We start from the raw sequence: 26,633 nt of genomic DNA on the forward strand, positions 1-26,633 counted from the left end.
CTGTTCAGTCCAATTCCGATAGTGCAAACTTTTGTCACTATTTTGGCCCTGAACTGTGGTAGAAAACTGCTACGGTGACGTGCCGATCGGCTATTCAAGGAGATAAAGCGTGGATTCCCTCAACGAACTGCAAAATTCGATTTCCGCCCAGGACATCTGGTCTAACTACCTGCTGCCCTGGGGCACCCAGATTATCATTGCCATCCTGGTCTTTATCATTGGTCGTTTTATCGCCAAATTGCTGCTGAAAGGCGTCAATGGTGCCTTGACCAAGGCCAAGGTCGATCCGATCCTCACCAACTTCGTCAGCACCGTGCTGAATGCGCTGTTGCTGGTACTGGTAATCGTGATTTCGCTGTCGCAGCTGGGTCTGGAAACCGCCTCGCTGATCACCTTGCTGGGTGCCGCCGGTCTGGCCGTTGGCCTGGCGCTGAAAGATTCGCTGTCGCACTTCGCGGCAGGTGTGATGCTGATCCTGTTCCGTCCTTTCAAAGTCGGTGACTATGTCGAAGTCGATGGCGTCGCTGGTTCGGTAGACCGCATCACCATCTTCAGCACCCGTCTGAAAACCCCGGATAACCGCGTGGTGACTGTGCCCAACTCCAATGTGTTTGGTAACACCATGGTGAACTTCTCAGAAGAATCGACCCGCCGCCTGGATCTGATCATTGGTATTTCCTACGGCAGCGATCTGCTCAAAGCCAAACAGATTCTGAAGGACATTCTGGAAGCCGAACCACGGGTGCTGAAAGATCCCAACTATACCGTTGGCGTGTCCGAATTGGCCGATTCTTCAGTCAACTTTGTCGTCCGCCCGTGGGTCAACGCCGCCGATTACTGGGCCACCAAGTGGGATCTGATCGAGCGTATCAAGCTGACATTTGACGCCCAGGGTATCGAAATTCCTTTCCCTCAAATGGATGTACATCTGCACAAGGAAGATACCAGCGCAGAATAAGTGTGAAATCGAGCCAATTCAGTGTGAATTGGCTCAACTATGCGACCAAAGCCATAGGGCCTTGGTCGCTAAAAACAGCAATGATGGCGTCACAACAACAAAAAAAGTCCCAGGATTCCGCCATGATTCGCTATCTCTTTGTAGCCTTGATAGGCATCAGCCTGCACGCCCACGCCCAACAATCGATCAAGCTCGGCCTCAACTATCCATCGACCGGACGCTACAAGGAACAGGGCATTGCCCAGGCCCGTGGCGCACTGATGGCGATTGAGGAAATCAACGCCGCTGGCGGTGTGCTGGGACGTCCTCTCGAATTATTGACCGCCAATACCGCTTCCAAACCCGGCCGCGCCGTTGGGAACGTCAAGGATCTTGCCGCCCAGGGCGTGTCGATGCTGTTTGGCGGTTCTTCCAGTGCAGTGGCGATTGCCGCAGGCAAGGAAGCAGCCAACCAGAACCTGATCTATTTCGGCACTCTCACCTACGCCAACGAAACCACCGATGAAGATGGCCACCGCCATATGTTCCGGGAAACCTATAACGCCTGGATGGCGGCCAAGGCACTGTCAGCCTATCTGCAAAAAGACCTCGCCAATAAACGGGTGTTCTATATCACTGCCGATTACAGCTGGGGGCACTCCACCGAATCGTCGCTGCGGATGTTTACCAAAACCACAGATTCAGTGCTGCACAAAGGCGTGCTGGTACCCTTTCCAAGACCACGCCAGTCCGATCTCGAAACCTCTCTGCAGGCAGCCGCAGACTCCGGTGCCGACGTGCTGATGCTGATCCAGTTTGGTGACGACATGGCCACGGCCCTGAATCTGGCCTACAAAATGGGCCTGAAAGACAAGATGCAGATAGTCGTGCCAAACCTGACGCTGGGGATGGCCAAGTCGGCTGGTGCCGGGGTGCTGGAAGGTGTGATTGGTGCTGTACCCTGGTGCTGGAAAGTACCGTATCAGTTCGACTATCCGAGAGGTAAAACCTTTGTCGAAGAATTTAGCCGTCGCTACAACAAGTATCCTTCCAGCTCAGCAGCGTCCGCCTACAGTATCGTTTACCAGTTCCGCGATGCGGTTGAACGGACCAAAAGCCTTAACACCGACAAGCTGATCGCTGCGCTGGAAAACTACAGTTATGTGCTGCTGAAAGACACCCAGACCTGGCGTGACTTCGACCATCAGAACCTGCAGTCCGTCTATGTGGTGCGTGGCAAGCAGCGCGAGGAAGTATTGCAGGACAAGTATCACGAGGACTACTTCGATATCCTGCTGAAGGTGAGCGGCGACCAGGTCGCCAAGACCCGCCCTGAATGGGACGACACCCGCCGACTGGCGGGTGCACCGCTGGAATTGCAATAAGCTGACTTGCCGGTTGAGCGCTGCAGCGGCAGCGCTCATAAATATCCGATCAGCTCAGTTGAGCTCCTGCACCGCTTGCTGGAAATAGCGGCAGGCCGCCACATGATCCTGTTGCTGAACCAGCAGCTTGCCCATTTCAGCATTCAGCTCAGGCAAATTGCGTAACTGCAAGCCTGCCTGCAGCAACTCCCGTGCCCGCTCCGGCTGTTCCAGCTTGTTGGCCAGTCGCGCCAGAATCAGCAAGAGTACTGGATCGTTCGGACGCTCCTGCAACTGCTTTTCGGCAAACAGGAAACGGCGACGGGTATCGGCACCATGCAGGCTGCCATACAGATGGATCAGTTCATCGTTCCAGACATGACCCAGGGCGTTGCGCAAATCGGTCTCGGCCAGATCATCTTCACCCAGATCATGCAGGGCCGTGGTGTAGCGGCTGACAATCGTGGCGCTGTAACGGCAATAACGCGGCATCGACTGATACAGCTTGCGCAGGGCTTCGGCCTGACTCTTGCCATGCTGGCTGCGCGCAGTCCGTTCGATCAGCTGCACGTAAACCTTTTCCTCCAGCTCACGCAGCTTGTCCTGCGGCACCTTGCCGACCTTGCGCAGGATCGGCAGCATGTCGTGCAATGCCACCCAGTCTTCGAGGTCCTGATACAGCCGCACCAGCAGCTTCAGCAAATAGGTATGGCGTGGATACTTGTCGCGCAGGTTCACCAGTACCGCCAGCGCCTGCTCCTTGTGGCCACGGGATACCAGTAGCTGGGCATGGGAAATCCCCACCGCCAGTTCAGCACCGCGAGTACTCTTGTTGGCCGAATTCAGCAATTCATCGGTGGTTTCGTGTTTGCCCTGTTCGTAGGCCGCACGAGCGGCGGCCAGGTAGTTGATCAGGGGCATGTCGGTGTCAGCCGCCGAGCGGGTCAGCAGTCGTTCAGCTCGCGCCCACTGGCCCTGCGCCAGCGACAACAGGCCGCGCGTGGTTTGTTTGCGAGCACGGGTGGTTCGACGATTGCGACGCCATTCGTTAAAGCGCCAGTCGGAGCCCAGCATCACCAGACTGAATCGGAACAGGAAATACAGCCCCAGTACCAGCAGGATCAGCAGTAACAGGAAGAACCAGAGGCTGGTTTCAATCCGGTACAGACCCCAGCTCATCAGCACATAACCGGGATCCTGACCTGTCAGCGAGCCGAGTGTCAGGCCCACCACCAGCGTAATGACAAAAAACAGTAACCAGCGTTTCATGGCTGTGCTCCGTCTGGCGTGCTTTGGCTACCCGGCTGCGTCGCGTCCTCCAGCGGCATCACCCCGTCATTGGCCAGTGCCAGACGGTCACGCAACAACTGCAGCGAGCCACTGATATCCGGAACCGCCGGGTTGACCTGCCAGCCCTGCAGCTCTTTCACCAGAATTCGCAATTCACGGGTCGCCATGTCTTCGTCCGGCAGATATTGATCAATCCAGCCGATCACTCGTTGCAGACTGCGGTCGTAGAGGTTCTGGTCGCGCCGCAACATCGCCAGCTGCGCCTGCTCCAGCATCAAACGGGCGTTCTGTTGCAGGTAGTAGGCTTGTTCCGGTGACAGTGGTACCGCCACTGGCGTGTCCTGTCGACGAATACGAATCACATCCGCCAGACCGGCTTTCATTTCCTGCCACAGCTGTTCGTACCAGGCCAAAACCACCGGGCTGGCAGACGCGGTGTGAGATTGCGTTGGCATACCGCTGACTGGCAACCAGTTAACCTGATCCAGCGCGTCCTGCATCGCCTGCAGGCGCACTACCGCGCCAACCCGGTCGACGCCAGGCACCAGTCGCAGTGACTGGATTTCGCGCGCCAGTTTGCTGCGCACGGCATCAAAGGCCGGGTTACGGGTTTCGGCCAGTACCTTGTCGGCGGCTTCCAGCATCGCTCGAGAGCTGTCGACATCGCGTTCCAGATTCAGCCGTTGATTGGCCAGTCGCAGCAGATATTCGGCTTCGGCCACCAGCCAGTCCTGACGGTCGGAACCGGCCAGTTGCACCAGCTGACGCTCGTTATGGGCGGCCTGACGGCTGATAGTCTGCAACTGCTGTTGCAGTCCGGTATCGGCGCTCTGCAGCTTTTGCTGTACTTGCTGAAGTGCTGATTCCTGCTGCTGTTGCTGGCTGACCTGACGGCCGATGGATTGCAGCTGTTGCTGCAAGCTGGTGATTTGCTGGGCCTGCTGGCGATTGAGCCATACCACCAGCGCGGATGCCGCCAGTGATGCCAGCACGATCAGAACCAGTAGCAACCGCCATAACCAACGCGATTTGCCAGCCGGTTTGTCTGCTTCCGCCGTTTGCTCTAAGTCGACAGCGCTAGCCTTGTTTTTGGCTTTAGCCGGTTTTGGGGCTGGTGCTTCGTCAGCGGGAGTTTCGGTTACCAGCACAGCGTCACTGACATTGACCCTGGCATCGACACTGGCGTCATGATTATCACCGCTGCCGGGCTTGTTCTCCGGGCTGTGGTCGTCGCCATCCTGCTGCTGATCGGTTTTCGATGGTTTGCCGTTATCGTCCACGTCGATATCCTGTGCTCGGGCGGCTGGTCACCGCCTGGTTATTCTCAAGTCAGCCAATACCAGCCTGTTGCAGGCAGGCGATCATATCTTCGTCACGGGCACTGGCAGGCACCAGTACCTGTTGAAATCCGAGCTGGCGGGCGCTCTCTGCCACCCGTTCGCTGGGTAATATTATGCCAGCCAGCCGTGCTGGCAGGTCGGCGACTTGCGCCAACACTATCTCCAGCGCCTGGCCACTGCTGAGCAGTAACCAGCTGGCTGGCGTCAGTACCTCTTGCCAGTCGGCCGGACTATAGACCTGCTGCAGACGCTGATACAGCTCGGCGTATTCCACCCGCGCACCGCGTGCCCGCAGTTCACTGGCCAGTGTTTCGCGCCCACCAACACCGCGCCAAATGAGGATGCGTTGTTCTGCAACCTGCTGCAAGTCTGGCAAGGCCAGCAGGCCTTCGCTGTCATAACGACTGGCCGGACATTGGGCGCTGAAGCCATATTGCCGCAGCGGTTCAGCACTGGCCGGACCCACGCCATACCAGTGAATGCCAATCGGCGGCTGCGGCCAGAATTCGTCGAGCCATTCCAGTCCCTCACGGGCAGCATTGGCACTGATGGCAATCACATGCTGGTAGATATCCAGATCCATGAAGGCGGTACGGGCAAGCCGTGCCTCATGGCTGTCTTTGGTGACGGCCTCAATACGCATCAGCGGCAGGTGCGCCACCTGATGGCCAGCGGCCTGCAGGGCAGTGATCAGGTCTTCTGCCTGATCCTGCGGCCGGGTGACAATCAAGCTGGCCAAGGCTTATTTGACCTCATGGCCGTAAACGGCCTGCAGAATCGCACCGGCACCCTGTGCCAGCAGATGTTCCGCTGCCAGCATGCCCAGCGCTTCAGCATCAGCCGCATGACCGCTTTGTTCGGTACGCAGAATGGTTTCACCATCCACTGAACCGACCAGTCCACGCAGGTTGAGGGTGTCGCCATCAAGAGTGGCGTAGGCTGCAATCGGTACCTGACAGCCACCCTGCAGGCGGCGATTGAGCGCCCGCTCGGCCAACACACATGAGGTGGTATCGGCATCCGCCAGTGGCAGCAACAGTTGTTGAATATCGCTGTCACCGCAACGCCATTCGATGCCCAGCGCGCCCTGGCCACCAGCTGGCAATGATACTTCCGCCGGAATAAAGGAGGCGATGCGATCGTCCATTTCCATCCGCAGCAAGCCCGCTGAAGCCAGGATAATGGCATCGAATTCACCGGCATCCAGTTTGCCCAGACGGGTCTGAACGTTGCCACGCAGGGATTTCACCTGCAGGTCAGGCCGCAGTTGCTGGGCTTGACACTGACGCCGCAGGCTCGAGGTGCCCAGCACCGCGCCTTGCGGCAATTCATCCAGACTCTTGTATTGGTTGGAAACAAAGGCGTCGAGCGGGTTTTCACGCTCACAGATGATGCCCAGCTCGAGCCCCTCCGGGAACTCCATCGGCACATCCTTCATGGAGTGCACGGCGATATCGGCACGACCGTCGAGCAAGGCATTTTCCAGCTCCTTGACGAACAGCCCCTTACCGCCAATTTTGGCCAGCGGGGTATCAAGAATCTTGTCGCCCTGGGTCGAGAAGGTCACCAGCTCGACTGCCAGCCCATCGTGCAGTGCCAGCAGACGCGCCTTGATGTGTTCAGCCTGCCACAAGGCAAGCGGGCTTTTGCGGGTAGCAATACGAAGTGTACGAACAGCAGACATGGGAATCCTTCAGTAACCAGACCGGCGATAACAATGATTGCTGCATCATACCAGCCAGCCGGGGGGATCGGTATTGATCAGGCTGGGTTACACCAGCATGACCCGATTAATCAGTTCTTTACGAATGTTCTGTCAACGCTGGCGGACGTCCACCGTTGTTTCTGTAACGCTTGCACGGCTGGTGAATACCGCTCTGCAACCAGACTGTTACAGGAGAAATCTGTGTCCCACGCCCTGCTGATGGAAAAATTGCAATACGCCATTACCGGTAAACACAACAGTACCAAGCAGCAACTCAAACTCAGTCGCCCGGGTTCGATCAGTCGTATGGCAGCGCTACACGAAGATCGCAAGCTGTTCTATGTGGTTAATCCCAAGGTCGCCAACACCAGCATCAAACGGATCATGTGGGCTGATCTGCCGGGAGTGGAGTCGCTGCCATCGCTGCATGGCCATCATCCGCAGCGCTGCATCCGGCAACTGACTGACCGCGAACTCAACCACATTCTGGCCTCACCCGAGTGGCTGCGCTTCAGCTTTGTGCGCAACCCCTACACCCGCATCGTGTCGGCCTACAAGGACAAGATCTACAACCGCGATCTGGACGGCCGCTTTCTTGAGAAACTCGGCTGGCCGTATCGCTATACGCCAGACTTCAGCACCTTCCTGCAAATCATTGCCGAACAGCCGGAGAAGCAGATGGACTGGCACTGGCGGCCGCAGAGCAGCCTGCTGATGCACGACCTGATCGACTATCACTGGCTTGGCAAAATGGAAAACTTCAACGCGGATATGGAACCGGTGCTGCGACGCTTTGATGATGGCCGCGAGAACCTCGCCCGCCAACAGCTAAACAGTCGTCTGAATGCCACTGACCGGGCAAGCCGCGATAACACTAACCAGCAACGCCAGAAAATTCCGACACCCACCCTCACCGATGCCGATGTCCAGCTGATTCGTTTGCTGTATGCGGAGGACTTTCGCCGTTATGGCTATGAGCTGACGCCACCGGCCGAACTGTTACAGTGACTTCATCAGCCGCCGTACATTCGCCAGATGGCGGCGACTGACCGGAATACCCTCGGCCAGCCCGGTAAGGTAAATCTTGTGACCACCTTCGCTCTGGGGTTCCAGCCGTACCATGCGATCCCGAGCCACCAGCGCACTGCGATGAACCCGCACAAAGCGCTCACCAAACTCATCTTCGAGCTGTTTCAGGCTTTCGTCGATGAGGGTTTCACCCTGTTCATGGACGGCGTTGACATACTTCTGGTCAGCCAGAAAATAAAACACCGACTGCACCGGAATCAGCTCCAGGCCATTGTGACTGCGGGCGGTCAGATTAACTCGGTGAGGTTTGGTCGCCGCAGACGGCTGTGGTTGCTGCTGCGGTAATAACGGTGTCGGCTGACTCTGCAGCCGTTCGGACACCCGTTGCAGCGCTCGCGCCAGATCATCGCGGCGAATCGGCTTGAGCAGGTAATCCACCGCGTTGACGCCAAAGGCATCGAGGGCGAAATCGTCATAGGCAGTACAGAACACCACCAGCGGTGAGTTGGGCTGCTGATTCAACACCGCGGCGGTTTCCAGCCCCGTCAGGCCGGGCATCTGAATGTCCAGCAGCAGCACATCAGCATGCTCCCCGGCGAGCCATTCGAGCGCCTGTTCGCCACTGTCGGCAGTGCCCACCACGTCATATTCCTTGTGCACTTCCAGTAGTCGCAACAGCCGATCCCGCGCCAGCGGTTCGTCGTCTACCAGCAACAATCGATACGTCATGAATCTTCTTTCTCCGATGGAATCAGCAACCGCACCCGATATTCCGTCGCCGACTGCTGCACAGACAAACGCGCCTGACCGTCAAACATGGCGGTCAGCCGCGCCTGAATATTTTGCTGGGCAATGCCATTGCCATGGCCCTGATAGTTTTCTGGCCGGGCGTTGGTCACCACCACTTCAACCCAGCCGGGTGCACTGAGCACTTCAACCCGGATCCAGCCTCCCTGCCGCAGTGGCTGCACACCGTGGTAAACCGCGTTTTCCAGCAATGGCTGCAACACCAGAGAGGGCAGTTCAATCTCTGGCAGCTGTTCCGGCAACAGCCACTCAACCTGTAAACGCTGGCCAAGGCGGGTGTGTTCGATATCGAGATAACGCCGCGCCAGTTCAATTTCCATCGCCAGCGAGGAAGGGTGATCATCAGCCTTCAGCACCACCCGGAACAGCTGGGCGAGATCCAGCAACATGGTTTCCGCCTTGTCCGGATCAACCACAATCAGCGAGGCCACGGTGTTGAGGGTGTTGAAAAAGAAATGCGGCCGAATATTCGCCTGCAAGGCCGACAAGCGTGCCCGCAGCTCTGCCTGGGCCTGGATACGCCATTGGCTCTGGACATAGAAATAACGCAGCGCCAGGGCGGTCACCAGGGCACTGACCAGTGCATTGCGTAACAGCCAGAGCCAGTCTGGCCCCTGCAACACACTGGGCCACAAGCGGTCGGCTATCAGCCCCACCAGCAGGGTCACCAGCTGCACCAGCAGCATTGCCAGCACCGCCGCCGCCATCGCCGAAAAGGCCACCAGCCGATGGCGCAGCTGACATAACAAGGCCACCGACACCAGCGCCACCCACTGTACAAACATCGACACCAGCCCGAAACGTTCAAGTGAAAAGCGTTCCAGTGGCGCTTCCATCAGCGCCAGCGTCATCACCAGCCCTTCGCTGACAGCCAATAAATAGAGCACTGCACGGGTGTTACACAGATCCGGCAAAAAAAATGCGTCGAGCAGCTTTTGCTGCTGGCGACTTTCATTCAGCGGCTCACGTTTGAGCATCCGGGCAATTCCGACAGGGGGAGAGCAGCCAGTTTGGCGGTGGAGACTCAACCCGGCAAGGGCATGTGCCACAAACCCGGCAAATTCTTGCGCTGACAGCGCGCGCAACAACCGCAGCTGACGGTTAACCCGCTGCCACTGCCGGAGTATACTGTTGCGCCTTGAATTGACCGAGCTGCGGCTGAACCGCACGAGCAGAGGAATACCCATGACTGATCAAGCCACCAATGCCTCCTGGGGCGGCCGTTTTTCCGAACCAACCGACGCCTTTGTTGCCCGCTATACCGCATCGGTGGACTTCGACCAGCGCATGTACCGTCAGGACATTCAGGGCTCGATTGCCCACGCCAAAATGCTCTGCAAGGTTGGTGTGCTGACCGCCCAGGAGCGCGACGACATCATTCGTGGACTGGAAGAAGTTCGTATCGAAATTGAACGTGGCGAATTCGAATGGTCTGTCGCACTGGAAGACGTGCACATGAACATCGAAGCCGCGCTGACCAAAAAGATTGGTATTACCGGCAAGAAGCTGCACACCGGCCGCTCCCGTAACGATCAGGTGGCGACCGACATCCGTCTCTACCTGCGCGATGAAATCGATGTCATCAGCGATGAGCTGACCCGTCTGCAGCAAGGTCTGGTCGGTCTGGCTGAACAGCAAGCCGACACCATCATGCCGGGCTTCACCCACCTGCAAACCGCCCAGCCAGTCACCTTTGGTCACCACCTGCTGGCCTGGAACGCCATGCTGGAGCGTGACTTTGCCCGTCTGCAGGACTGCCGCAAGCGGGTTAACCAGATGCCACTGGGCGCTGCGGCACTGGCTGGTACGACTTATCCGATCGACCGTTTCTACACCGCCGAACTGCTGGGATTTGAAGGGCCAACCGAAAACAGCCTGGATTCAGTCTCTGATCGTGACTTCGCCATCGAATTCACCAGCGCTGCCTCGCTGATCATGATGCACATGTCCCGCTTCTCCGAAGAGCTGGTGTTGTGGGCCTCCGCCCAGTTCCGCTTTGTTGATCTGCCAGACCGCTTCTGCACCGGTTCCTCCATCATGCCGCAGAAGAAAAACCCCGACGTACCAGAGCTGGTACGCGGCAAGACTGGCCGGGTTTATGGCCACATGATTGCCCTGCTGACACTGATGAAGTCACAGCCACTGGCCTACAACAAGGACAACCAGGAAGACAAGGAACCGCTGTTCGACACCGTCGACACCCTGCGTGATTCACTGCGCGCCTTCGCCGATATGGTGCCGCATCTGCAGCCCAACAAGGCCAGCATGCGTGAAGCCGCCATGCGTGGTTTCTCCACCGCGACGGACCTGGCTGACTATGTGGTACGCAAGGGCATTCCATTCCGCGACGCTCATGAAATCGTTGGCAAGGCCGTTGGTTATGGCGTGCAGACCGGCAAGGATCTGAGTGAGATGACGCTCGAAGAATTGCAGCAGTTCTCTGCTGAAATCACCGCAGATGTGTTTGACGTGCTGACGCTGGAAGGCTCGGTTGCTGCCCGTGACCATATCGGTGGTACGGCACCGAACCAGGTACGTGCCGCTGCCGCACGGGCTCAAGCAGCGCTGGCGCAGCGCTGAGCGTCGGGCGTAAGCAGGGTTATTGGTGCTATCCAATAACCCTGATTCCAGAACCGACGACGTTAGCCAGCCGCCTTTTTACGCTTGAACCATTGCTGCTGATTGGCAATGGTGACAAAACGAAACACCAGCACGGCGTGCATCACACCAATCAGTCCACCAACGGCATAATCGCCAGAGCTGATCATTTCCCATACCAGGGAAGGCAGCATCAGAATCGGGAACCAGGCGATAAAGCGGTAGAAAAAGCTCTCAAAGGATGAGATGGCCTGATTTTCAGATTTATTGTTTTTGTTGTTCTGTTTCATCAGCGGCTCCGCAGAGGTGAATACGGTCGTTCAGAGCGTCCAATCTACACTGAATCGCCACTTCGGTCAGTCGCTATTAGTCGTATGCCGGTGGCCTGCAAGAACAGGCCAGACTGCTACACTGAAACGCTAGTCATCCCGGGAGCCGTTGAGCCTGTGTTAAGGTCGTTTGTCCTATTGCTCGTTACCTGCCTGCTGTCTGGCTGTCAGAGTCAGGACCTGTTGTTGCGTGTTGGCAGCAATGTCTGGCCAGGTTATGAGCCATTTTATATTGCCCGCGAGCAAGGCTGGCTGACGTCTGACATCCGGCTGGTCGAATTCCCCGACAGCAGCACGGTGATGGAGGCCATCAGGCAAGGCAAACTGGAAGCCGCCGCGCTGACTCTGGATGAAGCCATGTTGCTGGCCAGCGAAGGACTGGAACTCACCATTATAATGGTTTGTGATGATTCCGAAGGTGCTGATGTGATTGTCGCGCGGCCGGAAATCCAGACCTTGCAACAGCTGGCTGGCAAGCGACTGGCTGCCGAAACCAGCGCCGCCGGTGCCTTGATGCTTGAGGGTTTGCTCAACCGTGCAGGCCTGCAGCACGACCAGATTGAACTGTTTCCCATGAGCCCGGCAGCCATGCCATACGCCTACCAGCAGGATCGTATCGATGCTGCAGTCACCTTTGCACCACACATGTTCCGTCTGCTCGACGCTGGCGCCAAAATTATGTACACCAGCGCCGAGATTCCCGGGCAGATTGTTGATGTGCTGGCCGTTCGCAGCGATATGCTTGATCTCCACCGGCAAGCGCTGGTGACTCTGATTGGGGGTTTTCAGCGGGCCCGTAGCGGCCTTTCACTACGCCAATATCAGCTGATCGCCAATCAGCGTCTGAAGCTGCCGGAGGCGGATCTCAGTCAGGCCTGGCAAGGCATGAATCTGCCCGACCGACAGGAAAATCTGCAACAACTGCAAGGAGATTCCGACTCAGCCAGTGCCCGCGTTCTGCAACATGCCCATCGCCTCGCAGCACTGATGACTGCCCGCGGTTTACTGGAACAGGCTGAATTGCAGAATTTGAGCGCTGACGCCAGTCTGGTTGCGGAGGCTCGCCAATGAGCCGGTCACAACGCAAGTCGATTACGCTGGTACTGATGTCGTGGTCAGCTATCGCCCTCAGCATACTGGCAATTACCGTCGGTTACCTGTTGTACGACCTTTCCAAACGACAGTTTTTATCCGACTGGGACAGCAAGAACCGCATCGAACTAAACGCCCTCCAGCAACAGCTGACCCGGGCGCTTGCCAACGACGACAAAACCCAGGCAGATCGCGCCGTGGCGATGCTGGCAACCCAGCCGTTTATCAGTCGTATTGATGTCAGCCAGAACGGTCGTTACCTGTTCTCCAGCCGCCGCAGCCGGATTGGCAATCGTATTGGCAATGAGGCGCTATCTCCAACCATGCAACCACTGGTCAGCAAGGGGCTGCATGACAGCATCCAGATTCGTTCCGGCAGCAGCGCTGACCAGCGGCTGGTGTCCAGCTATGCCGCCTATTACCCGCTCGGCAAGCGTCAACAAGCCAGAATTCTGATCGAACTCGAATACGATCTGTCACAGCCCTATCAACAGATGCAGGGGCAGGTACTACTGAAGTTCCTGTTGCTGTTACTGGTGCTCGGGCTTTATTTCCTCGGCATGGCCCGCTTGCTGCGCCATTACGTGCTCAAACCGCTGCGTGACCTCGGCCACTATGTTGAACAGCTGCAAAATGACCATGCCTGCGCGGTGCTGCCAGCAACGCCAATCCGGGAATTTTACCGCCTCGGTAAGGCGTTTCAGCAGCTCAACACCTATTTGCAGCATTCGATTGCCCGCATCAAGAACCGCTATTCGCTGGAACAGGCATTCTCCAACACGTTTCCGGATATTGCCTTTGTGGTGGATGCTGAAGGCCGCATAAGGGAACGCTTTGGCAATCGCAGCCCGGAATTGCTGGACCCACAAACCGACCTCAGCGGCCAGCTGCTGTGGAGCTGGCTTGAAGACTCACAACAAGCCCAGGTGCGTGGTGCCTGGCAGCAGGCCTGTGCCGAACAGCAAACCGTGATTCGCTCTTTCCAGCACGATGGGCATTTTCTTGAATCGCGTATGACGCCATTCGTACGTGAGAGTAACCAACAGCAAAACGTGTTGTGGGTGCTGCGGGATATGACCGAGCTGCAACAGAAGCAGATCGAAATCGAATACCGTGCCCATTACGACGCCCTGACCAACCTTGGCAATCGCCAGCATGCGCTCGAAATGGTGGCGATCAAATTGCAGCAGGCGCAACAGCAACAATGTTTTGGTGCAGTGCTGTTTGTTGACCTCGACCAGTTCAAGAAGATCAATGATTCCATGGGCCATGCCGTTGGTGATGCGGTGCTGCAGGAAGCCGCCTCACGCTTACGTTCCGTCTGCCAGCCGTCCGATGCCTGCACTCGCCTCGGTGGTGATGAATTTTTGCTGATTATCGACCAGCTTTATCACGACGCCGCCGAGCTGATCGACAAGGCCACCGATCTGGCTTCAGTGCTACTGCAACAGTATCGGCTGCCCTTCAATTATGAACGCCACAGCTTCCACCTATCGGCCAGTATTGGGATCGCCCTGTTCCCGTTCAAACAGCTGTCGGCATCCGATCTGATTCGTCAGGCGGATACGGCGATGTATTACGCCAAGGCTAACGGTCGTAATGGCTGGAGCATCTACAACGAACGCATGCAGCAGGAGAGCCAGAGTCGTCTGAACCTGCTCAATGACCTGCATGATGCGATTCAGGCGCGGGCCTTTAATCTGGTCATGCAACCCCAGGTCAATGCCGAAGGCCAGGTGATTGGCGCCGAAGTCCTGTGTCGCTGGAGCAATCGTGGCCAACCGGTGCCGCCGGATATTTTTATTGCCGCTGCTGAAGAGGCCAACCTGATTGTTGAGCTTGGAGACTGGATCCTGGCAGAGTCCTGTCGGCTGCTGCGGCAATGGCAGGATGACGGTGTCATGCCTGACAGCTTTGAACGCCTGGCCATCAACATCAGCCCGCACCAGTTCCTTGAAGCCGACTTTATCGAACGGCTGCTGGCACACACCCGCTATTATCAGTTACACCCGGACATGATTGAGCTGGAGATCACCGAAGGCGTGTTCGTCAACGACAAGCACATGGTGCAGCTCTTGATTCAGGAGCTGGTCGAACACGGCTTTTCGGTGTCGCTGGACGACTTTGGTACCGGCTACTCATCGCTGAATTATCTGCAAAGTCTGCCAATCCAGACCCTCAAGATTGACCGCAGCTTTGTGAATTACCTGCAGGACAACCCGGACGACGCCAATATCGTCGACTACATCATCCAGCTCGGCCACAACCTGTCGATGGACATTATTGCGGAGGGCGTGGAAACCAGCCGCCAGTACGATTATCTGGTAGCCTTGGGCTGTGAGAAGTTTCAGGGCTATCTGTTCAGCCAACCGCTGCAACCCGACGATTTTGTCCGCTATCTGAGTGACAAGGCCTGATGCAATTACCGCTGGTTTACCACCCCAATTATTCCTGCCCGTTTCCCGAACAACATCGATTTGTGATGTCGAAGTTTGTGCGCCTGTACAACTATCTGCAGCAGCAAGGACTGATCGGCAAGGACAATCTCTGGCAACCAGCTGAAGCTTCGGTCAGCGATCTGGCCATCGCCCACAGCCCGGTTTACCTGCAAGGGCTGAGCGAGGACTCCATCGAAGCCAAAGCCTGGCGGCGACTTGGCCTGCCCTGGAGTCAGGGCCTGGTAGACAGAACCTTTACCGCGCCGAACGGCACCTTGTTAGCGGCCCGGCTGGCCCTGCAACACGGTATTGCCAGTCATCTGGCTGGCGGCACCCATCACGCCCACTGGGACTTTGGCAGCGGCTTCTGTCTGGTCAATGATCTGGCCTATACCGCCAAAACCCTGCTGGCGACAGGGGAGGTCAGCAAGCTGCTGATCTTTGACCTCGACGTCCATCAGGGTGATGGTACCGCCGCAATTCTGACTGACGAGCCACGAGCGTTTACCTGCTCCATTCACTGCGAAAAGAACTTTCCGTTCCGTAAATCCATCAGCGATCTTGATATTGGCCTCGATAAATATCTTCAGGATGACGCCTATCTGGCAGTCGTTATGGAAACTTTCGAACGCCTGATAGCTGAACAACGGCCCGATCTGGTGATCTATGACGCTGGCGTTGATGTCTGGGAGCACGATGCGCTGGGGCATCTGAATATATCGATCGAAGGCATTTGCCAGCGCGATGAATGGATATTGCGTTATTGCCAACAGCGGGGCATTGCCGTGGTGACGGTGATCGGCGGCGGTTACGACACCGACCACGAGCGGCTGGCCAGACGCCATGCTTCAGTAATAGAGACTGCCGCTATGGTTTACAACAGCCACCACTTCTGAACTCCAAAAGCATTCAGAAACGATAATGGCAGGCGACTTCAGCGCCATGCTGGCCAGAAGTCAGATAATAATTCTGGCCGTTATTCGTCACCGTCTCCCAGCCAATGGCTTTGGTTTTGTAACCAGCCTCGACGTCAAAACAGGAAGTGAGCAGCGAGGGCTAAACCGTGGTGACTTGAGTCTGTTTCAATTGTGGTTCCACCAAATGTTATCTGGTCTTGCCATTGGATGCTCCGGTATTTATACGCCAACTCCAGGTCAACGTGCTTAATAGGCTGCCAGATAACCCCGGCACCCAGATTAAGCGACAGACCACTCAGATCCTCGTCATCGACATAATATTCTGCGGTATCTTCATATACGTAGCTACCGAGGCCAGCCATCAAGAAAGGCTTCCAGTCACTTGAGCCAAAAGCAAAATAGTAATCGAAGTCAAAACCCGAGTAGGTAGAGTTATCAAAACCTGCATCATAGTCGATATCAATCGAGTTATAGGACACTTGCAGACGCTGGTTATTATTGAATTTATAGCCAAAAGACAGGCTGGTTTCGGAATAATCGTAGTCATAGGACATGGAGTTCGACCCCATGCTCCATTCTTCCTCTCCCGAACCTATCAAGCCAGCGGTACCAGCTCCAATGTAGAATTGCCCGGCTTGAGCTGACAGACTTGCCGATACTAAAACCAATGCAGATAAAAGAGACTTTTTCATTTGAAACTCCGTTTCTTTACTTCAGCGACCAGAAGTGACCCTTGGACTTTTTACCAACTTCCTGTCGGATTAATTTCAAAATTTAAAACCTTGGCATGTTGCCATACGAAGATCTTACTTATTATGACGCAAGGCAATAAATAATTTCAGTTTCTGTCGTCATTGGACATAAAAAAACCCGCTCAAGGCGGGTTTTTTTAGAACCGGGAAGCTTAGTGCTTGCCCAGCTTCTCACGCAGTTGCTGGATAGTACGCAGTTGGGCTGCGGCTTCTGCCAGCTGGGTCAATGCACGAGAGTAATCAAAGTCTGCACCCTGATTTTCCAGTGCCTGTTCGGCGTGTTTCTTGGCTTCCAGTGCAGCAGCCTCGTCCACGTCATCGGCGCGAACAGCTGTGTCGGCCAGAATGGTCACACAGTTAGGCTGAACTTCGAGATAGCCACCAGATACATAGATAACCTCTTCCGCACCGCCTTGTTTGACGATACGAACCGGACCTGGCTTCAGTGGGGTCAGCAGGGCCGCGTGGCCAGGCTCGATACCCAAATCACCCAGTTGGCCTGAAGCAATTACTCGCTCTACCAGACCACCGAAAAGGCTTTCTTCTGCACTGACGATATCGCAATGTACGGTAATCGCCATAACGTTTTCCTCATGTTGAGGAGGCGGGGTCATTCAACCCCGCCAGCCCGAATTACATGCCCTTGGCTTTCTCGATCGCTTCGTCGATAGTACCAACCATGTAGAACGCCTGCTCTGGCAGATCGTCGAATTCACCGTTCAGGATACCCTGGAAACCACGGATGGTTTCTTTCAGTGAAACGTACTTGCCAGGAGCGCCGGTGAAGATCTCGGCCACGTGGAATGGCTGGGACAGGAAGCGCTCAATCTTACGTGCACGAGCAACCAGCTGCTTGTCTTCGTCGGACAGTTCGTCCATACCCAGAATCGCAATGATGTCTTTCAGCTCTTTGTAGCGCTGCAGAACACCCTGAACGCCACGAGCTACATCGTAGTGTTCGTTACCGATTACCAGTGGATCCAGCTGACGGGAAGTAGAGTCCAGTGGATCGATCGCAGGGTAAATACCCTTGGAAGCGATGTCACGGCTCAGTACCACAGTGGAGTCCAAGTGGGCGAAGGTGGTCGCTGGAGACGGGTCAGTCAAGTCGTCCGCAGGTACGTATACCGCCTGGATAGAAGTAATGGAGCCTGTCTTGGTGGAGGTAATACGCTCCTGCAGAACACCCATCTCTTCAGCCAGAGTTGGCTGGTAACCTACCGCAGAAGGCATACGACCCAGCAGTGCAGAAACCTCGGTTCCCGCCAGGGTGTAACGGTAGATGTTGTCAACGAACAACAGTACGTCTTTACCTTCGTCACGGAACTTCTCGGCCATGGTCAGACCAGTCAGAGCCACACGCAGACGGTTGCCTGGGGGTTCGTTCATCTGACCGTAAACCATTGCTACCTTGGACTTGGCCTTGTCATCCAGGTTTACAACACCGGATTCCGCCATTTCGTAGTAGAAGTCGTTACCTTCACGAGTACGCTCACCAACACCAGCGAATACAGACAGACCGGAGTGTGCCTTCGCAATGTTGTTGATCAGCTCCATCATGTTTACGGTTTTACCAACACCGGCACCACCGAACAGACCAACCTTACCACCCTTGGCGAACGGGCATACCAGGTCAATAACCTTGATACCGGTTTCCAGCAGGTCAGTGGAGTTGGATTGCTCGTCGAAGCTTGGTGCTTTACGGTGAATAGAGTAAGTCTCTTTTTCGCCGATAGGGCCACATTCGTCGATAGGACGACCCAGTACGTCCATGATGCGACCCAGAGTCTCGGTACCAACAGGTACAGAGATTGGAGCACCAGTGTTAATCACATTCAGGCCACGCTTGAGGCCTTCAGTGGAGCCCATCGCAATGGTACGAACCACGCCATCGCCCAGCTGCTGCTGAACTTCCAGGGTAGTTGCAGTACCATCAACGGTCAGGGCGTCGTAGACCTTGGGTACACTGTCGCGTGGAAATTCCACGTCGATTACGGCACCGATGATCTGTACGATAGATCCGCTCATTTTCGGTTCCTCTTAACTTAAAACCTTTGCAACCCGGCTTATACAGCCGCGGCGCCGCTAACGATTTCAGAGATTTCCTGGGTGATCGCAGCCTGACGAGCCTTGTTGTACAACAGGTTCAGCTCGGTGATCATGTTGCCGGCGTTGTCGGTGGCGTTTTTCATCGCCAGCATGCGCGCAGCCTGCTCACAGGCGTTGTTTTCGATCACACCCTGGTACACCTGGGATTCAACGTAACGAACCAGCAGACCTTCAAGGATTTCCTTGGCGTCTGGCTCGTAGATGTAGTCCCAATGATGTTTGAGGGAATCGTCTGTAGCCGCTTTCAGCGGGAGTAATTGTTCCGTGACCGGTTCCTGAGTCATGGTGTTTACAAAGCGATTGTGGACGATGAACAGGCGATCAATCTTGCCGTCATCGAATGCATCCAGCATCACTTTTACCGAACCGATCAGGCTGGACAGTTCAGGCGCATCACCCAGGTGGGTAGTAGCGGCCAGAACGTTACCACCAAAGCCGTTGAAGAACAGGGTGGCTTTTGCGCCAACAGCACAGAAGTCCACTTCAACACCCTTGGCTTTCCAGTCCTTGGCTTGTGTAGCAATGCGCTTGAACATGTTGTTGTTCAGGCCACCACACAGACCGCGGTCGGAGGAAACCACGATATAACCAACGCGTTTCACGTCACGTTCTTGCAGATAACGATGGCGGTATTCAGATGTCGCATTGGCCAGGTGACCAATCACGCCGCGGATCTTGTCCGCAAACGGACGGCTCTGGTCCATACGCAGCTGAGCGCGACGCATCTTACTTACTGCAACTTTTTCCATTGCAGAGGTAATTTTTTGCGTGCTTTTTACGCTCGTAATCTGCTCTTTAATTTCTTTACCGACTGCCATAATTAAGCTGCCTTACGTTGAAGGTTGAATCCAGCTGGCGGTCATTCAGGGAACACCGCCAGCAACGGACTTACCAGGTCTGAGAGTTCTTGAAAGTTTCAATACACTCTTTCAGGCCAGCCGCGATTTCGTCGTTGTAGTCACCCTTAACGTTGATCTTCGCCATCAGTTCACCATAGGTGCTGTTGGCGTAGCTCAGCAGAGCGGCTTCAAACGGACGGATCTTGGCAGTATCAACGTCTTCCAGGTAGCCTTCGTTGGCGGCGTAAATCACCAGACCCATTTCAGCAGTAGACATAGGTGCGTACTGACCTTGCTTCATCAGCTCGGTTACAGCCTTACCATGTTCCAGCTGCTTGCGGGTAGCTTCGTCCAGGTCAGAAGCAAACTGGGCGAATGCTGCCAGTTCGCGGTACTGAGCCAGTGCCAGACGAATACCACCGCCCAGCTTCTTGATGATCTTGGTCTGCGCTGCACCACCTACACGGGATACAGAGATACCAGCGTTCATCGCAGGACGGATACCGGAGTTGAACAGGTTGGTTTCCAGGAAGATCTGACCGTCAGTAATGGAAATTACGTTGGTCGGAACGAACGCAGAAACGTCACCGCCCTGGGTCTCAATGATTGGCAGAGCAGTCAGGGAACCGGTTTTGCCTTCAACACCACTTACAGACTTCACGTAGTCAGCGTTTACGCGACAGGCGCGTTCCAGCAGACGGGAGTGCAAGTAGAAAACGTCACCCGGGTATGCTTCACGGCCCGGTGGGCGCTTCAGCAACAGGGAGATCTGACGGTATGCCCAGGCTTGCTTGGTCAAATCGTCATAAATGATCAGCGCGTCTTCACCGTTGTCCAGGAAGTATTCACCCATGGCACAACCAGAATATGGAGCCAGGTACTGCATTGCTGCAGGATCAGCGGCACCAGCAGCAACCACAATGGTGTGTTCCATTGCGCCGTGCTCTTCCAGCTTGCGTACTACGTTGGCGATAGAAGATTGCTTCTGACCAATCGCAACATAGATACACTTAATGCCAGAACCTTTCTGGTTGATGATGGCGTCAACGGCCATGGCAGTTTTACCAGTCTGACGGTCACCAATGATCAGCTCACGCTGGCCACGACCGACTGGAACCATGGAGTCAACGGCCTTGTAGCCAGTTGGCAGTGGCTGGTCAACAGATTGACGGGCAATAACGCCTGGCGCAACACGCTCAACCGGACGCATTTCTGCTGCATCGATTGGGCCTTTGCCGTCAATTGGGTTACCCAGAGTGTCTACTACACGGCCCAGCAGAGCCTTGCCAGTAGGAACTTCCAGAATACGACCAGTACACTTGGCAGTTTGGCCTTCGGCCAGGTTCTGGTAGTCACCCAGGATTACCGCGCCTACAGAGTCGCGTTCCAGGTTCAGTGCCAGACCGTATACACCGCCTTCAAATTCAATCATTTCACCGTACATGGCGTCAGCCAGACCGTGAATACGAACGATACCGTCGGATACAGATACGACAGTGCCCTCGTTCTGGGCTTGTGAAGTCACATCGAGACTTTCGATGCGCTTTTTAATGACTTCACTGATCTCGGATGGATTCAGTTGCTGCATGCAATCGTCCCTCAATTAGGAGTTCATCGCTTCGGCCAACTTTGACAGCTTGCCTTTGATTGAGCCGTCAATAACCAGGTCGCCAGCACGGATCACAGCACCGCCGATGAGAGACTCATCTACTTCGCTGGACATGCGTACGTCACGTTGCAGTTTGGCTTTCAGTGCCTGCGCCAATTTCTCTGACTGTTCGTCGCTCAGTGCAAATGCAGAGGTAACGACAACATCAACTGTGTTTTGCAGTTCGGCCTTGTACTCTTCGTACAGGGCTGCGATTTCAGTCAGTAGCGGCAGACGCTTGTTTTCTGCCAGAACGTTCACCAGGTTTTTGGCTGCTTCATTAAGCTTTTCGCCACATACGTCGATAAGCGCCTGTGCTTGCTGGGAAGCAGTCAGAGAAGGGTGCACCAGCACCTTGGCCATGTTGGCATCGGCTGCATAGGCAGCCAGAGTGGTCAGGGAGTCTGACCACGCGTCCAGGGCGTTCTTCTCTTGCGCTTCAGCAAACACGGCTTTGGCGTATGGCCGAGCGAGAGTAGTTAATTCAGCCATGGCAACCTCGCTTAAAGCTCTTCAGTCAGTGTGTTCAGCAGCTCGGCATGAGCTGATGCGTCTACAGACTTGCCTAGGATCTTGGCTGCGCCGGTAACGGCCAGTTCAGAAACCTGTTTGCGCAGAGCTTCCTTAGCGCGGTTAACCTCTTGCCCAACTTCAGCTTGAGCAGCGGCAATCAGGCGTTCACCTTCAGCGCGAGCGGTTTCTTTCGCTTCGTCGATGATTTGGTTGGCACGCTTGTTAGCCTGTTCGATGATTTCGGCAGCTTTTTCCTTGCTTTCACGCAACTGGGAAGCGGCTTTTTCTTTAGCCAGTTCCAGGTCACGCTCAGCACGATTGGCTGCATCCAGACCATCGGCAATTTTCTTTTCGCGTTCTTGCATGGCGCTCAGCAGAGGAGGCCATACAAACTTCATGCAGAACCACACGAAGATTGCGAAAGTGATGATCTGGCCGATAAGTGTCGCGTTAATGTTCACGCCAGGGCCCTCATGTTCGTTGATTAAGGAAGTTCGTTTCTAAATGAACCCTTAGGCAGCGAACATCAGGTACAGACCCAGACCAACACCGATCATTGGCACGGCGTCCAACAGACCAGCGATCAGGAACATTTTACCTTGCAGCATTGGACCCAGTTCAGGCTGACGTGCAGTACCTTCCAGCAGACGACCACCCAGCAGACCGAAACCGATAGCAGTACCCAGAGCACCCAGACCGATCATCAGAGCTGCAGCCAGGAATACCAGACCTTGTTCCATAGTTTTTCTCCAAAAGTTAGTTAAGTGAGTTATTGAAAGTTAATGGTTTAGAAATTAATGATCTTCGTGGGCCATGCTCAGATACACGATGGTCAACATCATGAAAATGAAGGCTTGCAGAGTGATCACCAGAATGTGGAAAACAGCCCACGCCCACTGCAGTACGCCGCCCAGCAGACCCAGTACGGCTCCGGCAGAGAACATCAATGCAATGAGGATAAAAATCATTTCGCCAGCGTACATGTTACCGAACAGTCGCAGTGCCAGAGAGATTGGCTTGGCAATCAGGGCAACAGATTCGAGGAACAGGTTAATTGGAACGAATACTGCTTGCAGAACAGGGTTGGAAACCTTGAACGGCTGCAGACACAGTTCACCGGCGAAACCGCTGATACCTTTGACCTTGATGGAGTAGAAAATCATCATGGCGAATACGGTCAGGGACATACCCATGGTGATGTTGACGTCGGTAGACGGAACAACTTTCATGAAATGCACACCAAAGGCACCGAAGATGGCAGGCAGTACGTCAACCGGGATCAAGTCCATGAAGTTCATCATGAAGACCCAGGTGAAAATAGTCAGTGACAGCGGTGCAACGAGGGGATTGCGACCGTGGAACGCTTCTTTAACCGTGTTGTCAATGAACTCTACGATCATTTCAACGAAGTTCTGCATGCCGGTTGGTACACCGGTAGTAGCGCGCTTCGCAGCTGAGCGGAAAATCCACATGATCAGCAGGCCCAGACCAATAGACCAGCCAAGCGAATCCAGATGCACAGCGTTGAAGCCCATTGCTGCGGCTTCTTCTTTGCTGTGCGCGATGGTCCACTCAGAGTGCTCAAGGGTATGAGTCTCTACGTGGCCATTTTCGCCAACATGTTTACGGACATAACCTTCTGGCAGTTTGCCAAATGCAAGGTTGGTAAGGTGGTGCGAGATATACTCTTGGGAGTTTCCAGCCATTGTCTACTCTCAATTCATAGGTTTATAAACGGGCGACTTTTGCCGAGGCCAGATGGCCCAGCTGCACTGTTATGAATCCTGCGAACAGTGCCAGTACATTCAGATGCTCGACGCGCTGGAAAATGACCATGAAGCACAGCGCCGTCAGCAAAAACTTCCAGGATTCTCCCTGGTAAAACGATTGCACAATCTGCGGAGCCGACCGGGCTCCGCTGTAGCGGAAAGCGCGCCAGATAAAGTAGGCGTTGGGCAGGGCACAGGTAAGGCCTCCGTACAACGCAGACTTGGCGGCTACATCACTATGTAACCAGGCTATCAGGGCAGAAATCAGGGCCAGCGCCAACTGCAAGATGACGATTCGGTACGCTGGCGGGCGCGGTACAGTAGACAACCTGACCTCTCGAATTTTCTGGATTTCTGCTTTAGCCAGTGCAAAAGCGCCGTGATTATATGGGCAAGGTGGTGCCCCTTCAACCAGTTACGCGCGTTCGCCGTAATAAATTGGTCGTACTGCTTTGGTTTTCGATCCAGATCAACGGAAATGCAGCTAACGCCTGTGTGGCTGCCGGATTTGCTACCTTACGGGCCAATCACAGCAGAAAAGAAACCCTGTTTGGAGTAAGGACATGCAACTTTGGTCGCATGCCCTTCTACGCCAGGCTATTTAATGTGGCTCAAAATGCCATCGAGCTCATCAAGACTTGTGTAGTTGATAACCAGCTTGCCTTTGCCTTTGGCGTTGTGACTGATGGAAACCGCCGCCCCCAGTCGCTCTCCCAACAGCCGTTCAAGACGCTCAACATCCGGATCGCTTACCGCTTTGGCAGCCGGTTGCGCGGCCTGTTTTTGTTCATGCGCGCGCACCAGTGCTTCGGTTTGGCGCACCGTCAGCGCCTTGGCAACCACATGGGCAGCAGCATCACTCTGCGATTGACCTTCCAGCCCCAGCAGGGCGCGTGCATGGCCCATTTCAATATCGCCGTTTTCCAGCAGCGTCTTGACGTCCGGGTTGAGCTTCATCAAACGCAACAGGTTAGCGATAGTGGTGCGGTTTTTTCCAACCGCCTGAGCCACTTCCAGCTGGGTCAGCTCGAATTCCTGCTGCAAACGGTGCAGTGCAATGGCTTCTTCCATTGGATTGAGGTTTTCACGCTGGATATTTTCAATCAGCGCCATCGCAATCGCGGCTTCGTCCGGCACATCACGTACCAGTACCGGGATACTGCTGAGACCCGCCACCCGGCTGGCTCGCCAGCGACGCTCACCGGCAATGATTTCATAGCGCTGGTCGTCACTGCTGAGACGACGCACCACAATCGGCTGCATCAGGCCCTGGGCCTTGATCGACTCCGCCAATTCTTCCAGCGCTTCCGGTTCCATCGCCCGCCGTGGCTGATATTGGCCCGGCTGAATCACGTCCAGTGGCAGCTCGGTCAATTCGCCATCACGCTGACTGACGACAACTGGCTGACTATCGTCACCCGCTTCCGCCAGCGTTGTTTCTTCCGCTACCGACATGCTGCCATGTGAGCCAGCCAGCAAGGCATCCAGGCCACGCCCGAGGCCACGCTTTCTTTTAGTCATACTTGTTGTTCCGTTGGCCTGTCTGCTCAGGCAGTTAATGCGCGGTGGCGTCGGTTCATTTCGCCGGCCAGCGCCAGATAGGCAATAGCCCCGCGGGAGTTGCGGTCATACATCAGCACCGGAATGCCATGGCTGGGGGCTTCCGCCAGCCGCACATTCCGGGGAATAACAGTGTCGTAGACACGATCACCAAAGTGCTGTTGCAACTGCGCGGATACATCATTGGTCAGGCTGTTGCGAGGGTCATACATGGTGCGCAGCAAACCTTCGATGCGCAGTGTCGGATTGTAGGCTTCCTGGATCGACTCAATGGTGTCCATCAGCGCACTCAGACCTTCCAGTGCGTAATATTCGCACTGCATTGGAATCACCACACCTTCAGCAGCCACCAGCGCATTGATCGTCAGCATGTTCAACGATGGCGGGCAGTCGATGAGGATGTAGTCGTAGCGGTCGCGCACCCGGTCGAGCGCTCGAACCAGCCGCTGCTCACGGCCAATCACATTGATCAGTTCAACCTCAGCGGCGGTCAGATCGCCGTTGGCGGGCAACAGGTCGTAGCCAGCGCCTTCGGCGGCAACAATCGCATCTTCGATTTCGCAGCGCTTGGTCAGTACTTCATAAAGGGAGTTTTCCAGCGAGTATTTATCAATACCGCTTCCCATAGTGGCATTGCCCTGGGGATCCAGGTCGAGCAGCAACACCCGGCGCTTGGTTGCAGCCAGCGAGGCTGCCAGATTGATCGCCGTGGTGGTCTTGCCAACGCCACCTTTCTGGTTGGTTATCGCCAGAATCATAGTTGTCACTCTAAGAGGGAATGGATTGATCGGCAGCGACCAGGCGCAGCACGTGACGCTGGGCATCGACACCGGGGACTTCGAGTCGGACGCTTTCCAGTAACTGGATATCCGCAGGCAAGGCTGCCAGTTCATCTTCCGGATACAGGCCTTTCATGGCCAGGAAACAACCGTCTGCGGCCACCAGGTGACGACACCAGCTGACCATGTCCTGCAGCGAGGCAAAGGCCCGGCTGACAATAATATCGAATGGCTCAGACGGATGATATGCCTCAACCCGATCATTAATAATGGTGACATTGGCCAGCTTCAGGGCGGTTTTCACCTGAAACATAAAGCGGGTTTTTTTGCCATTGCTGTCGAGCAAATCGAACTGGCGCTGCGGATTCATGATCGCCAGCACAATACCGGGAAAGCCCGGGCCAGTGCCGACATCAATCACCCGTCGGGCATCGCCCAGCAAGGGGTCAACCGCCAGGCTGTCGAGCAGGTGCAGCGCCACCATTTCACGCGGATCACGGATGGCCGTGAGGTTGTAGGCCTTGTTCCATTTGATCAGCAGCTGCAGGTATTCCATCAGGGCAGCCAGTTGCTGCTCACTGAGGCTGATACCGAGTTTCTGTGCACCATCAGCCAACTGGGCCTGTAGTTGCTCAAACGCCACGGAATGGTCCGCCATCAAGACTGCGCCTCTTCAAATCATCGGGGTAGGGAATAGCCGCGGATCATACCACAAATCCAGCGTGGTCAATTTTCCCATCAGCCTGCAATTTTACAAATTCTGGCAACAATTCCGTGCATTAAGCATGGATTAAGCCACTGCTGTCATGCTGACCTCA

The 26,633-nt window shown here is 55.4% G+C and carries 27 protein-coding genes; 7 read left to right on the forward strand and 20 right to left on the reverse strand.

Going from position 1 to position 26,633, the window contains the following annotated elements; translation table 11 throughout:
• Nucleotides 1–109: 109 nt before the first annotated feature.
• Both K6123_RS00860 and K6123_RS00865 read left to right on the forward strand, forming a co-directional pair.
• Complete coding sequence (locus tag K6123_RS00860; protein WP_343223938.1) at nucleotides 110–958, forward strand: mechanosensitive ion channel family protein; 849 nt, start codon at nucleotides 110–112, stop codon at nucleotides 956–958.
• A 122-nt stretch (nucleotides 959–1,080) separates the two neighbouring features.
• Entirely contained in the window at nucleotides 1,081–2,322 is a 1,242-nt protein-coding gene (locus K6123_RS00865) for an ABC transporter substrate-binding protein (RefSeq protein WP_221793187.1), read from the forward strand.
• Nucleotides 2,323–2,376: 54 nt separating this feature from the next.
• On the opposite strand, the gene K6123_RS00870 is transcribed toward K6123_RS00865, so the two are convergent.
• The 4 genes from K6123_RS00870 to hemC are packed head-to-tail and all read right to left on the reverse strand — an operon-like array spanning nucleotide 2,377 to nucleotide 6,615.
• On the reverse strand, nucleotides 2,377–3,570 hold the full coding sequence (locus tag K6123_RS00870; RefSeq protein ID WP_221793189.1) for a heme biosynthesis HemY N-terminal domain-containing protein: 1,194 nt from the start codon (nucleotides 3,568–3,570) through the stop codon (nucleotides 2,377–2,379).
• Nucleotides 3,567–4,871, reverse strand: coding sequence for a uroporphyrinogen-III C-methyltransferase (locus K6123_RS23440; protein ID WP_221793191.1), 1,305 nt, complete (start codon nucleotides 4,869–4,871; stop codon nucleotides 3,567–3,569). The genes K6123_RS00870 and K6123_RS23440 overlap by 4 nt, the downstream gene beginning before the upstream one ends.
• A gap of 49 nt (nucleotides 4,872–4,920) precedes the next feature.
• Nucleotides 4,921–5,670: a uroporphyrinogen-III synthase gene (locus K6123_RS00880; RefSeq protein WP_221793193.1), complete on the reverse strand. Its 750-nt coding sequence runs from the start codon at nucleotides 5,668–5,670 to the stop codon at nucleotides 4,921–4,923.
• 3 nt (nucleotides 5,671–5,673) lie between these two features.
• Nucleotides 5,674–6,615: a hydroxymethylbilane synthase gene (hemC, locus tag K6123_RS00885; protein WP_221793195.1), complete on the reverse strand. Its 942-nt coding sequence runs from the start codon at nucleotides 6,613–6,615 to the stop codon at nucleotides 5,674–5,676.
• 222 nt (nucleotides 6,616–6,837) lie between these two features.
• Here hemC and K6123_RS00890 point away from each other — a divergent pair, with 222 nt between their 5' ends.
• A complete protein-coding gene (locus tag K6123_RS00890; protein ID WP_221793197.1) occupies nucleotides 6,838–7,644 on the forward strand; it encodes a sulfotransferase family protein in 807 nt (268 codons plus the stop codon).
• On the opposite strand, the gene K6123_RS00895 is transcribed toward K6123_RS00890, so the two are convergent.
• Both K6123_RS00895 and K6123_RS00900 read right to left on the reverse strand, forming a co-directional pair.
• A complete protein-coding gene (locus K6123_RS00895) occupies nucleotides 7,636–8,394 on the reverse strand; it encodes a LytR/AlgR family response regulator transcription factor (protein WP_221793198.1) in 759 nt (252 codons plus the stop codon). The genes K6123_RS00890 and K6123_RS00895 overlap by 9 nt on opposite strands.
• Nucleotides 8,391–9,449, reverse strand: coding sequence for a sensor histidine kinase (locus K6123_RS00900; protein ID WP_221793200.1), 1,059 nt, complete (start codon nucleotides 9,447–9,449; stop codon nucleotides 8,391–8,393). The genes K6123_RS00895 and K6123_RS00900 overlap by 4 nt, the downstream gene beginning before the upstream one ends.
• A 208-nt stretch (nucleotides 9,450–9,657) precedes the next feature.
• Between K6123_RS00900 and argH the strand changes: the two genes are divergently transcribed.
• Nucleotides 9,658–11,052, forward strand: a complete 1,395-nt coding sequence (gene argH / locus K6123_RS00905) for an argininosuccinate lyase (RefSeq protein WP_221793202.1) — start codon at nucleotides 9,658–9,660, stop codon at nucleotides 11,050–11,052.
• A 62-nt stretch (nucleotides 11,053–11,114) separates the two neighbouring features.
• On the opposite strand, the gene K6123_RS00910 is transcribed toward argH, so the two are convergent.
• Nucleotides 11,115–11,360 carry a hypothetical protein gene (locus K6123_RS00910; RefSeq protein WP_221793204.1) on the reverse strand — a complete coding sequence of 82 codons (246 nt, stop codon included), beginning with the start codon at nucleotides 11,358–11,360 and terminating at the stop codon, nucleotides 11,115–11,117.
• Between the two features lie 177 nt (nucleotides 11,361–11,537).
• Between K6123_RS00910 and K6123_RS00915 the strand changes: the two genes are divergently transcribed.
• The 3 genes from K6123_RS00915 (at nucleotide 11,538) to K6123_RS00925 (ending at nucleotide 15,825) form a co-directional block, all read left to right on the forward strand.
• Complete coding sequence (locus K6123_RS00915) at nucleotides 11,538–12,470, forward strand: ABC transporter substrate-binding protein (protein WP_221793206.1); 933 nt, start codon at nucleotides 11,538–11,540, stop codon at nucleotides 12,468–12,470.
• Entirely contained in the window at nucleotides 12,467–14,908 is a 2,442-nt protein-coding gene (locus K6123_RS00920) for a putative bifunctional diguanylate cyclase/phosphodiesterase (protein ID WP_221793207.1), read from the forward strand. The genes K6123_RS00915 and K6123_RS00920 overlap by 4 nt, the downstream gene beginning before the upstream one ends.
• Before the next feature lie 65 nt (nucleotides 14,909–14,973).
• On the forward strand, nucleotides 14,974–15,825 hold the full coding sequence (locus K6123_RS00925; protein ID WP_221793209.1) for a histone deacetylase family protein: 852 nt from the start codon (nucleotides 14,974–14,976) through the stop codon (nucleotides 15,823–15,825).
• A gap of 134 nt (nucleotides 15,826–15,959) precedes the next feature.
• Here the strand turns inward: K6123_RS00925 and K6123_RS00930 are convergent, their stop codons facing one another.
• The 13 genes from K6123_RS00930 to rsmG all read right to left on the reverse strand — a co-directional run bounded on the left by K6123_RS00930 (nucleotide 15,960) and on the right by rsmG (nucleotide 26,473).
• Nucleotides 15,960–16,538 carry an outer membrane beta-barrel protein gene (locus tag K6123_RS00930; RefSeq protein ID WP_221793211.1) on the reverse strand — a complete coding sequence of 193 codons (579 nt, stop codon included), beginning with the start codon at nucleotides 16,536–16,538 and terminating at the stop codon, nucleotides 15,960–15,962.
• 212 nt (nucleotides 16,539–16,750) lie between these two features.
• Nucleotides 16,751–17,179 carry a F0F1 ATP synthase subunit epsilon gene (locus tag K6123_RS00935; RefSeq protein WP_221793214.1) on the reverse strand — a complete coding sequence of 143 codons (429 nt, stop codon included), beginning with the start codon at nucleotides 17,177–17,179 and terminating at the stop codon, nucleotides 16,751–16,753.
• Nucleotides 17,180–17,231: 52 nt separating this feature from the next.
• Nucleotides 17,232–18,626, reverse strand: a complete 1,395-nt coding sequence (gene atpD / locus K6123_RS00940; protein ID WP_221793216.1) for a F0F1 ATP synthase subunit beta — start codon at nucleotides 18,624–18,626, stop codon at nucleotides 17,232–17,234.
• 38 nt (nucleotides 18,627–18,664) lie between these two features.
• Nucleotides 18,665–19,525 (reverse strand): F0F1 ATP synthase subunit gamma, encoded by an 861-nt coding sequence (atpG, locus tag K6123_RS00945; protein ID WP_221793218.1) that lies wholly within the window; start codon nucleotides 19,523–19,525, stop codon nucleotides 18,665–18,667.
• 70 nt (nucleotides 19,526–19,595) lie between these two features.
• Entirely contained in the window at nucleotides 19,596–21,134 is a 1,539-nt protein-coding gene (gene atpA, locus K6123_RS00950; RefSeq protein ID WP_221793221.1) for a F0F1 ATP synthase subunit alpha, read from the reverse strand.
• A 15-nt stretch (nucleotides 21,135–21,149) separates the two neighbouring features.
• On the reverse strand, nucleotides 21,150–21,686 hold the full coding sequence (locus K6123_RS00955) for a F0F1 ATP synthase subunit delta (protein WP_221793223.1): 537 nt from the start codon (nucleotides 21,684–21,686) through the stop codon (nucleotides 21,150–21,152).
• 11 nt (nucleotides 21,687–21,697) lie between these two features.
• A complete protein-coding gene (locus K6123_RS00960) occupies nucleotides 21,698–22,168 on the reverse strand; it encodes a F0F1 ATP synthase subunit B (RefSeq protein WP_221793225.1) in 471 nt (156 codons plus the stop codon).
• Between the two features lie 51 nt (nucleotides 22,169–22,219).
• A complete protein-coding gene (gene atpE / locus K6123_RS00965) occupies nucleotides 22,220–22,447 on the reverse strand; it encodes a F0F1 ATP synthase subunit C (protein ID WP_015488783.1) in 228 nt (75 codons plus the stop codon).
• 54 nt (nucleotides 22,448–22,501) lie between these two features.
• Nucleotides 22,502–23,413: a F0F1 ATP synthase subunit A gene (gene atpB / locus K6123_RS00970; RefSeq protein ID WP_221793226.1), complete on the reverse strand. Its 912-nt coding sequence runs from the start codon at nucleotides 23,411–23,413 to the stop codon at nucleotides 22,502–22,504.
• A 22-nt stretch (nucleotides 23,414–23,435) separates the two neighbouring features.
• Nucleotides 23,436–23,804 carry an ATP synthase subunit I gene (locus K6123_RS00975; RefSeq protein WP_246624550.1) on the reverse strand — a complete coding sequence of 123 codons (369 nt, stop codon included), beginning with the start codon at nucleotides 23,802–23,804 and terminating at the stop codon, nucleotides 23,436–23,438.
• 269 nt (nucleotides 23,805–24,073) lie between these two features.
• On the reverse strand, nucleotides 24,074–24,997 hold the full coding sequence (locus tag K6123_RS00980) for a ParB/RepB/Spo0J family partition protein (protein WP_221793228.1): 924 nt from the start codon (nucleotides 24,995–24,997) through the stop codon (nucleotides 24,074–24,076).
• A gap of 26 nt (nucleotides 24,998–25,023) precedes the next feature.
• The gene (locus K6123_RS00985; RefSeq protein WP_221793230.1) at nucleotides 25,024–25,794 is read right to left on the reverse strand and encodes a ParA family protein; all 771 of its coding nucleotides are present in this window, start codon (nucleotides 25,792–25,794) and stop codon (nucleotides 25,024–25,026) included.
• Nucleotides 25,795–25,804: 10 nt separating this feature from the next.
• Nucleotides 25,805–26,473 carry a 16S rRNA (guanine(527)-N(7))-methyltransferase RsmG gene (gene rsmG, locus K6123_RS00990; RefSeq protein WP_221793232.1) on the reverse strand — a complete coding sequence of 223 codons (669 nt, stop codon included), beginning with the start codon at nucleotides 26,471–26,473 and terminating at the stop codon, nucleotides 25,805–25,807.
• Nucleotides 26,474–26,633 lie beyond the last annotated feature (160 nt).

The organism is Oceanobacter mangrovi (genome assembly GCF_019740315.1).
Classification (GTDB): Bacteria; Pseudomonadota; Gammaproteobacteria; order Pseudomonadales; family Oceanobacteraceae; genus Oceanobacter; species Oceanobacter mangrovi.

Bases quoted from the DNA above. Each gene is read 5' to 3' on its own strand.
- K6123_RS00865 (WP_221793187.1), top strand. From the start codon at position 1,081: ATGATTCGCTATCTCTTTGTAGCCTTGATAGGCATCAGCCTGCACGCC.
- K6123_RS00870 (WP_221793189.1), bottom strand. From the start codon at position 3,570: ATGAAACGCTGGTTACTGTTTTTTGTCATTACGCTGGTGGTGGGCCTG.
- hemC (WP_221793195.1), bottom strand. From the start codon at position 6,615: ATGTCTGCTGTTCGTACACTTCGTATTGCTACCCGCAAAAGCCCGCTT.
- K6123_RS00895 (WP_221793198.1), bottom strand. From the start codon at position 8,394: ATGACGTATCGATTGTTGCTGGTAGACGACGAACCGCTGGCGCGGGAT.
- K6123_RS00900 (WP_221793200.1), bottom strand. From the start codon at position 9,449: ATGCTCAAACGTGAGCCGCTGAATGAAAGTCGCCAGCAGCAAAAGCTG.
- argH (WP_221793202.1), top strand. From the start codon at position 9,658: ATGACTGATCAAGCCACCAATGCCTCCTGGGGCGGCCGTTTTTCCGAA.
- K6123_RS00910 (WP_221793204.1), bottom strand. From the start codon at position 11,360: ATGAAACAGAACAACAAAAACAATAAATCTGAAAATCAGGCCATCTCA.
- K6123_RS00920 (WP_221793207.1), top strand. From the start codon at position 12,467: ATGAGCCGGTCACAACGCAAGTCGATTACGCTGGTACTGATGTCGTGG.
- K6123_RS00925 (WP_221793209.1), top strand. From the start codon at position 14,974: ATGTCGAAGTTTGTGCGCCTGTACAACTATCTGCAGCAGCAAGGACTG.
- K6123_RS00930 (WP_221793211.1), bottom strand. From the start codon at position 16,538: ATGAAAAAGTCTCTTTTATCTGCATTGGTTTTAGTATCGGCAAGTCTG.
- K6123_RS00935 (WP_221793214.1), bottom strand. From the start codon at position 17,179: ATGGCGATTACCGTACATTGCGATATCGTCAGTGCAGAAGAAAGCCTT.
- atpD (WP_221793216.1), bottom strand. From the start codon at position 18,626: ATGAGCGGATCTATCGTACAGATCATCGGTGCCGTAATCGACGTGGAA.
- atpG (WP_221793218.1), bottom strand. From the start codon at position 19,525: ATGGCAGTCGGTAAAGAAATTAAAGAGCAGATTACGAGCGTAAAAAGC.
- atpA (WP_221793221.1), bottom strand. From the start codon at position 21,134: ATGCAGCAACTGAATCCATCCGAGATCAGTGAAGTCATTAAAAAGCGC.
- K6123_RS00955 (WP_221793223.1), bottom strand. From the start codon at position 21,686: ATGGCTGAATTAACTACTCTCGCTCGGCCATACGCCAAAGCCGTGTTT.
- atpE (WP_015488783.1), bottom strand. From the start codon at position 22,447: ATGGAACAAGGTCTGGTATTCCTGGCTGCAGCTCTGATGATCGGTCTG.
- atpB (WP_221793226.1), bottom strand. From the start codon at position 23,413: ATGGCTGGAAACTCCCAAGAGTATATCTCGCACCACCTTACCAACCTT.
- K6123_RS00980 (WP_221793228.1), bottom strand. From the start codon at position 24,997: ATGACTAAAAGAAAGCGTGGCCTCGGGCGTGGCCTGGATGCCTTGCTG.
- K6123_RS00985 (WP_221793230.1), bottom strand. From the start codon at position 25,794: ATGATTCTGGCGATAACCAACCAGAAAGGTGGCGTTGGCAAGACCACC.
- rsmG (WP_221793232.1), bottom strand. From the start codon at position 26,473: ATGGCGGACCATTCCGTGGCGTTTGAGCAACTACAGGCCCAGTTGGCT.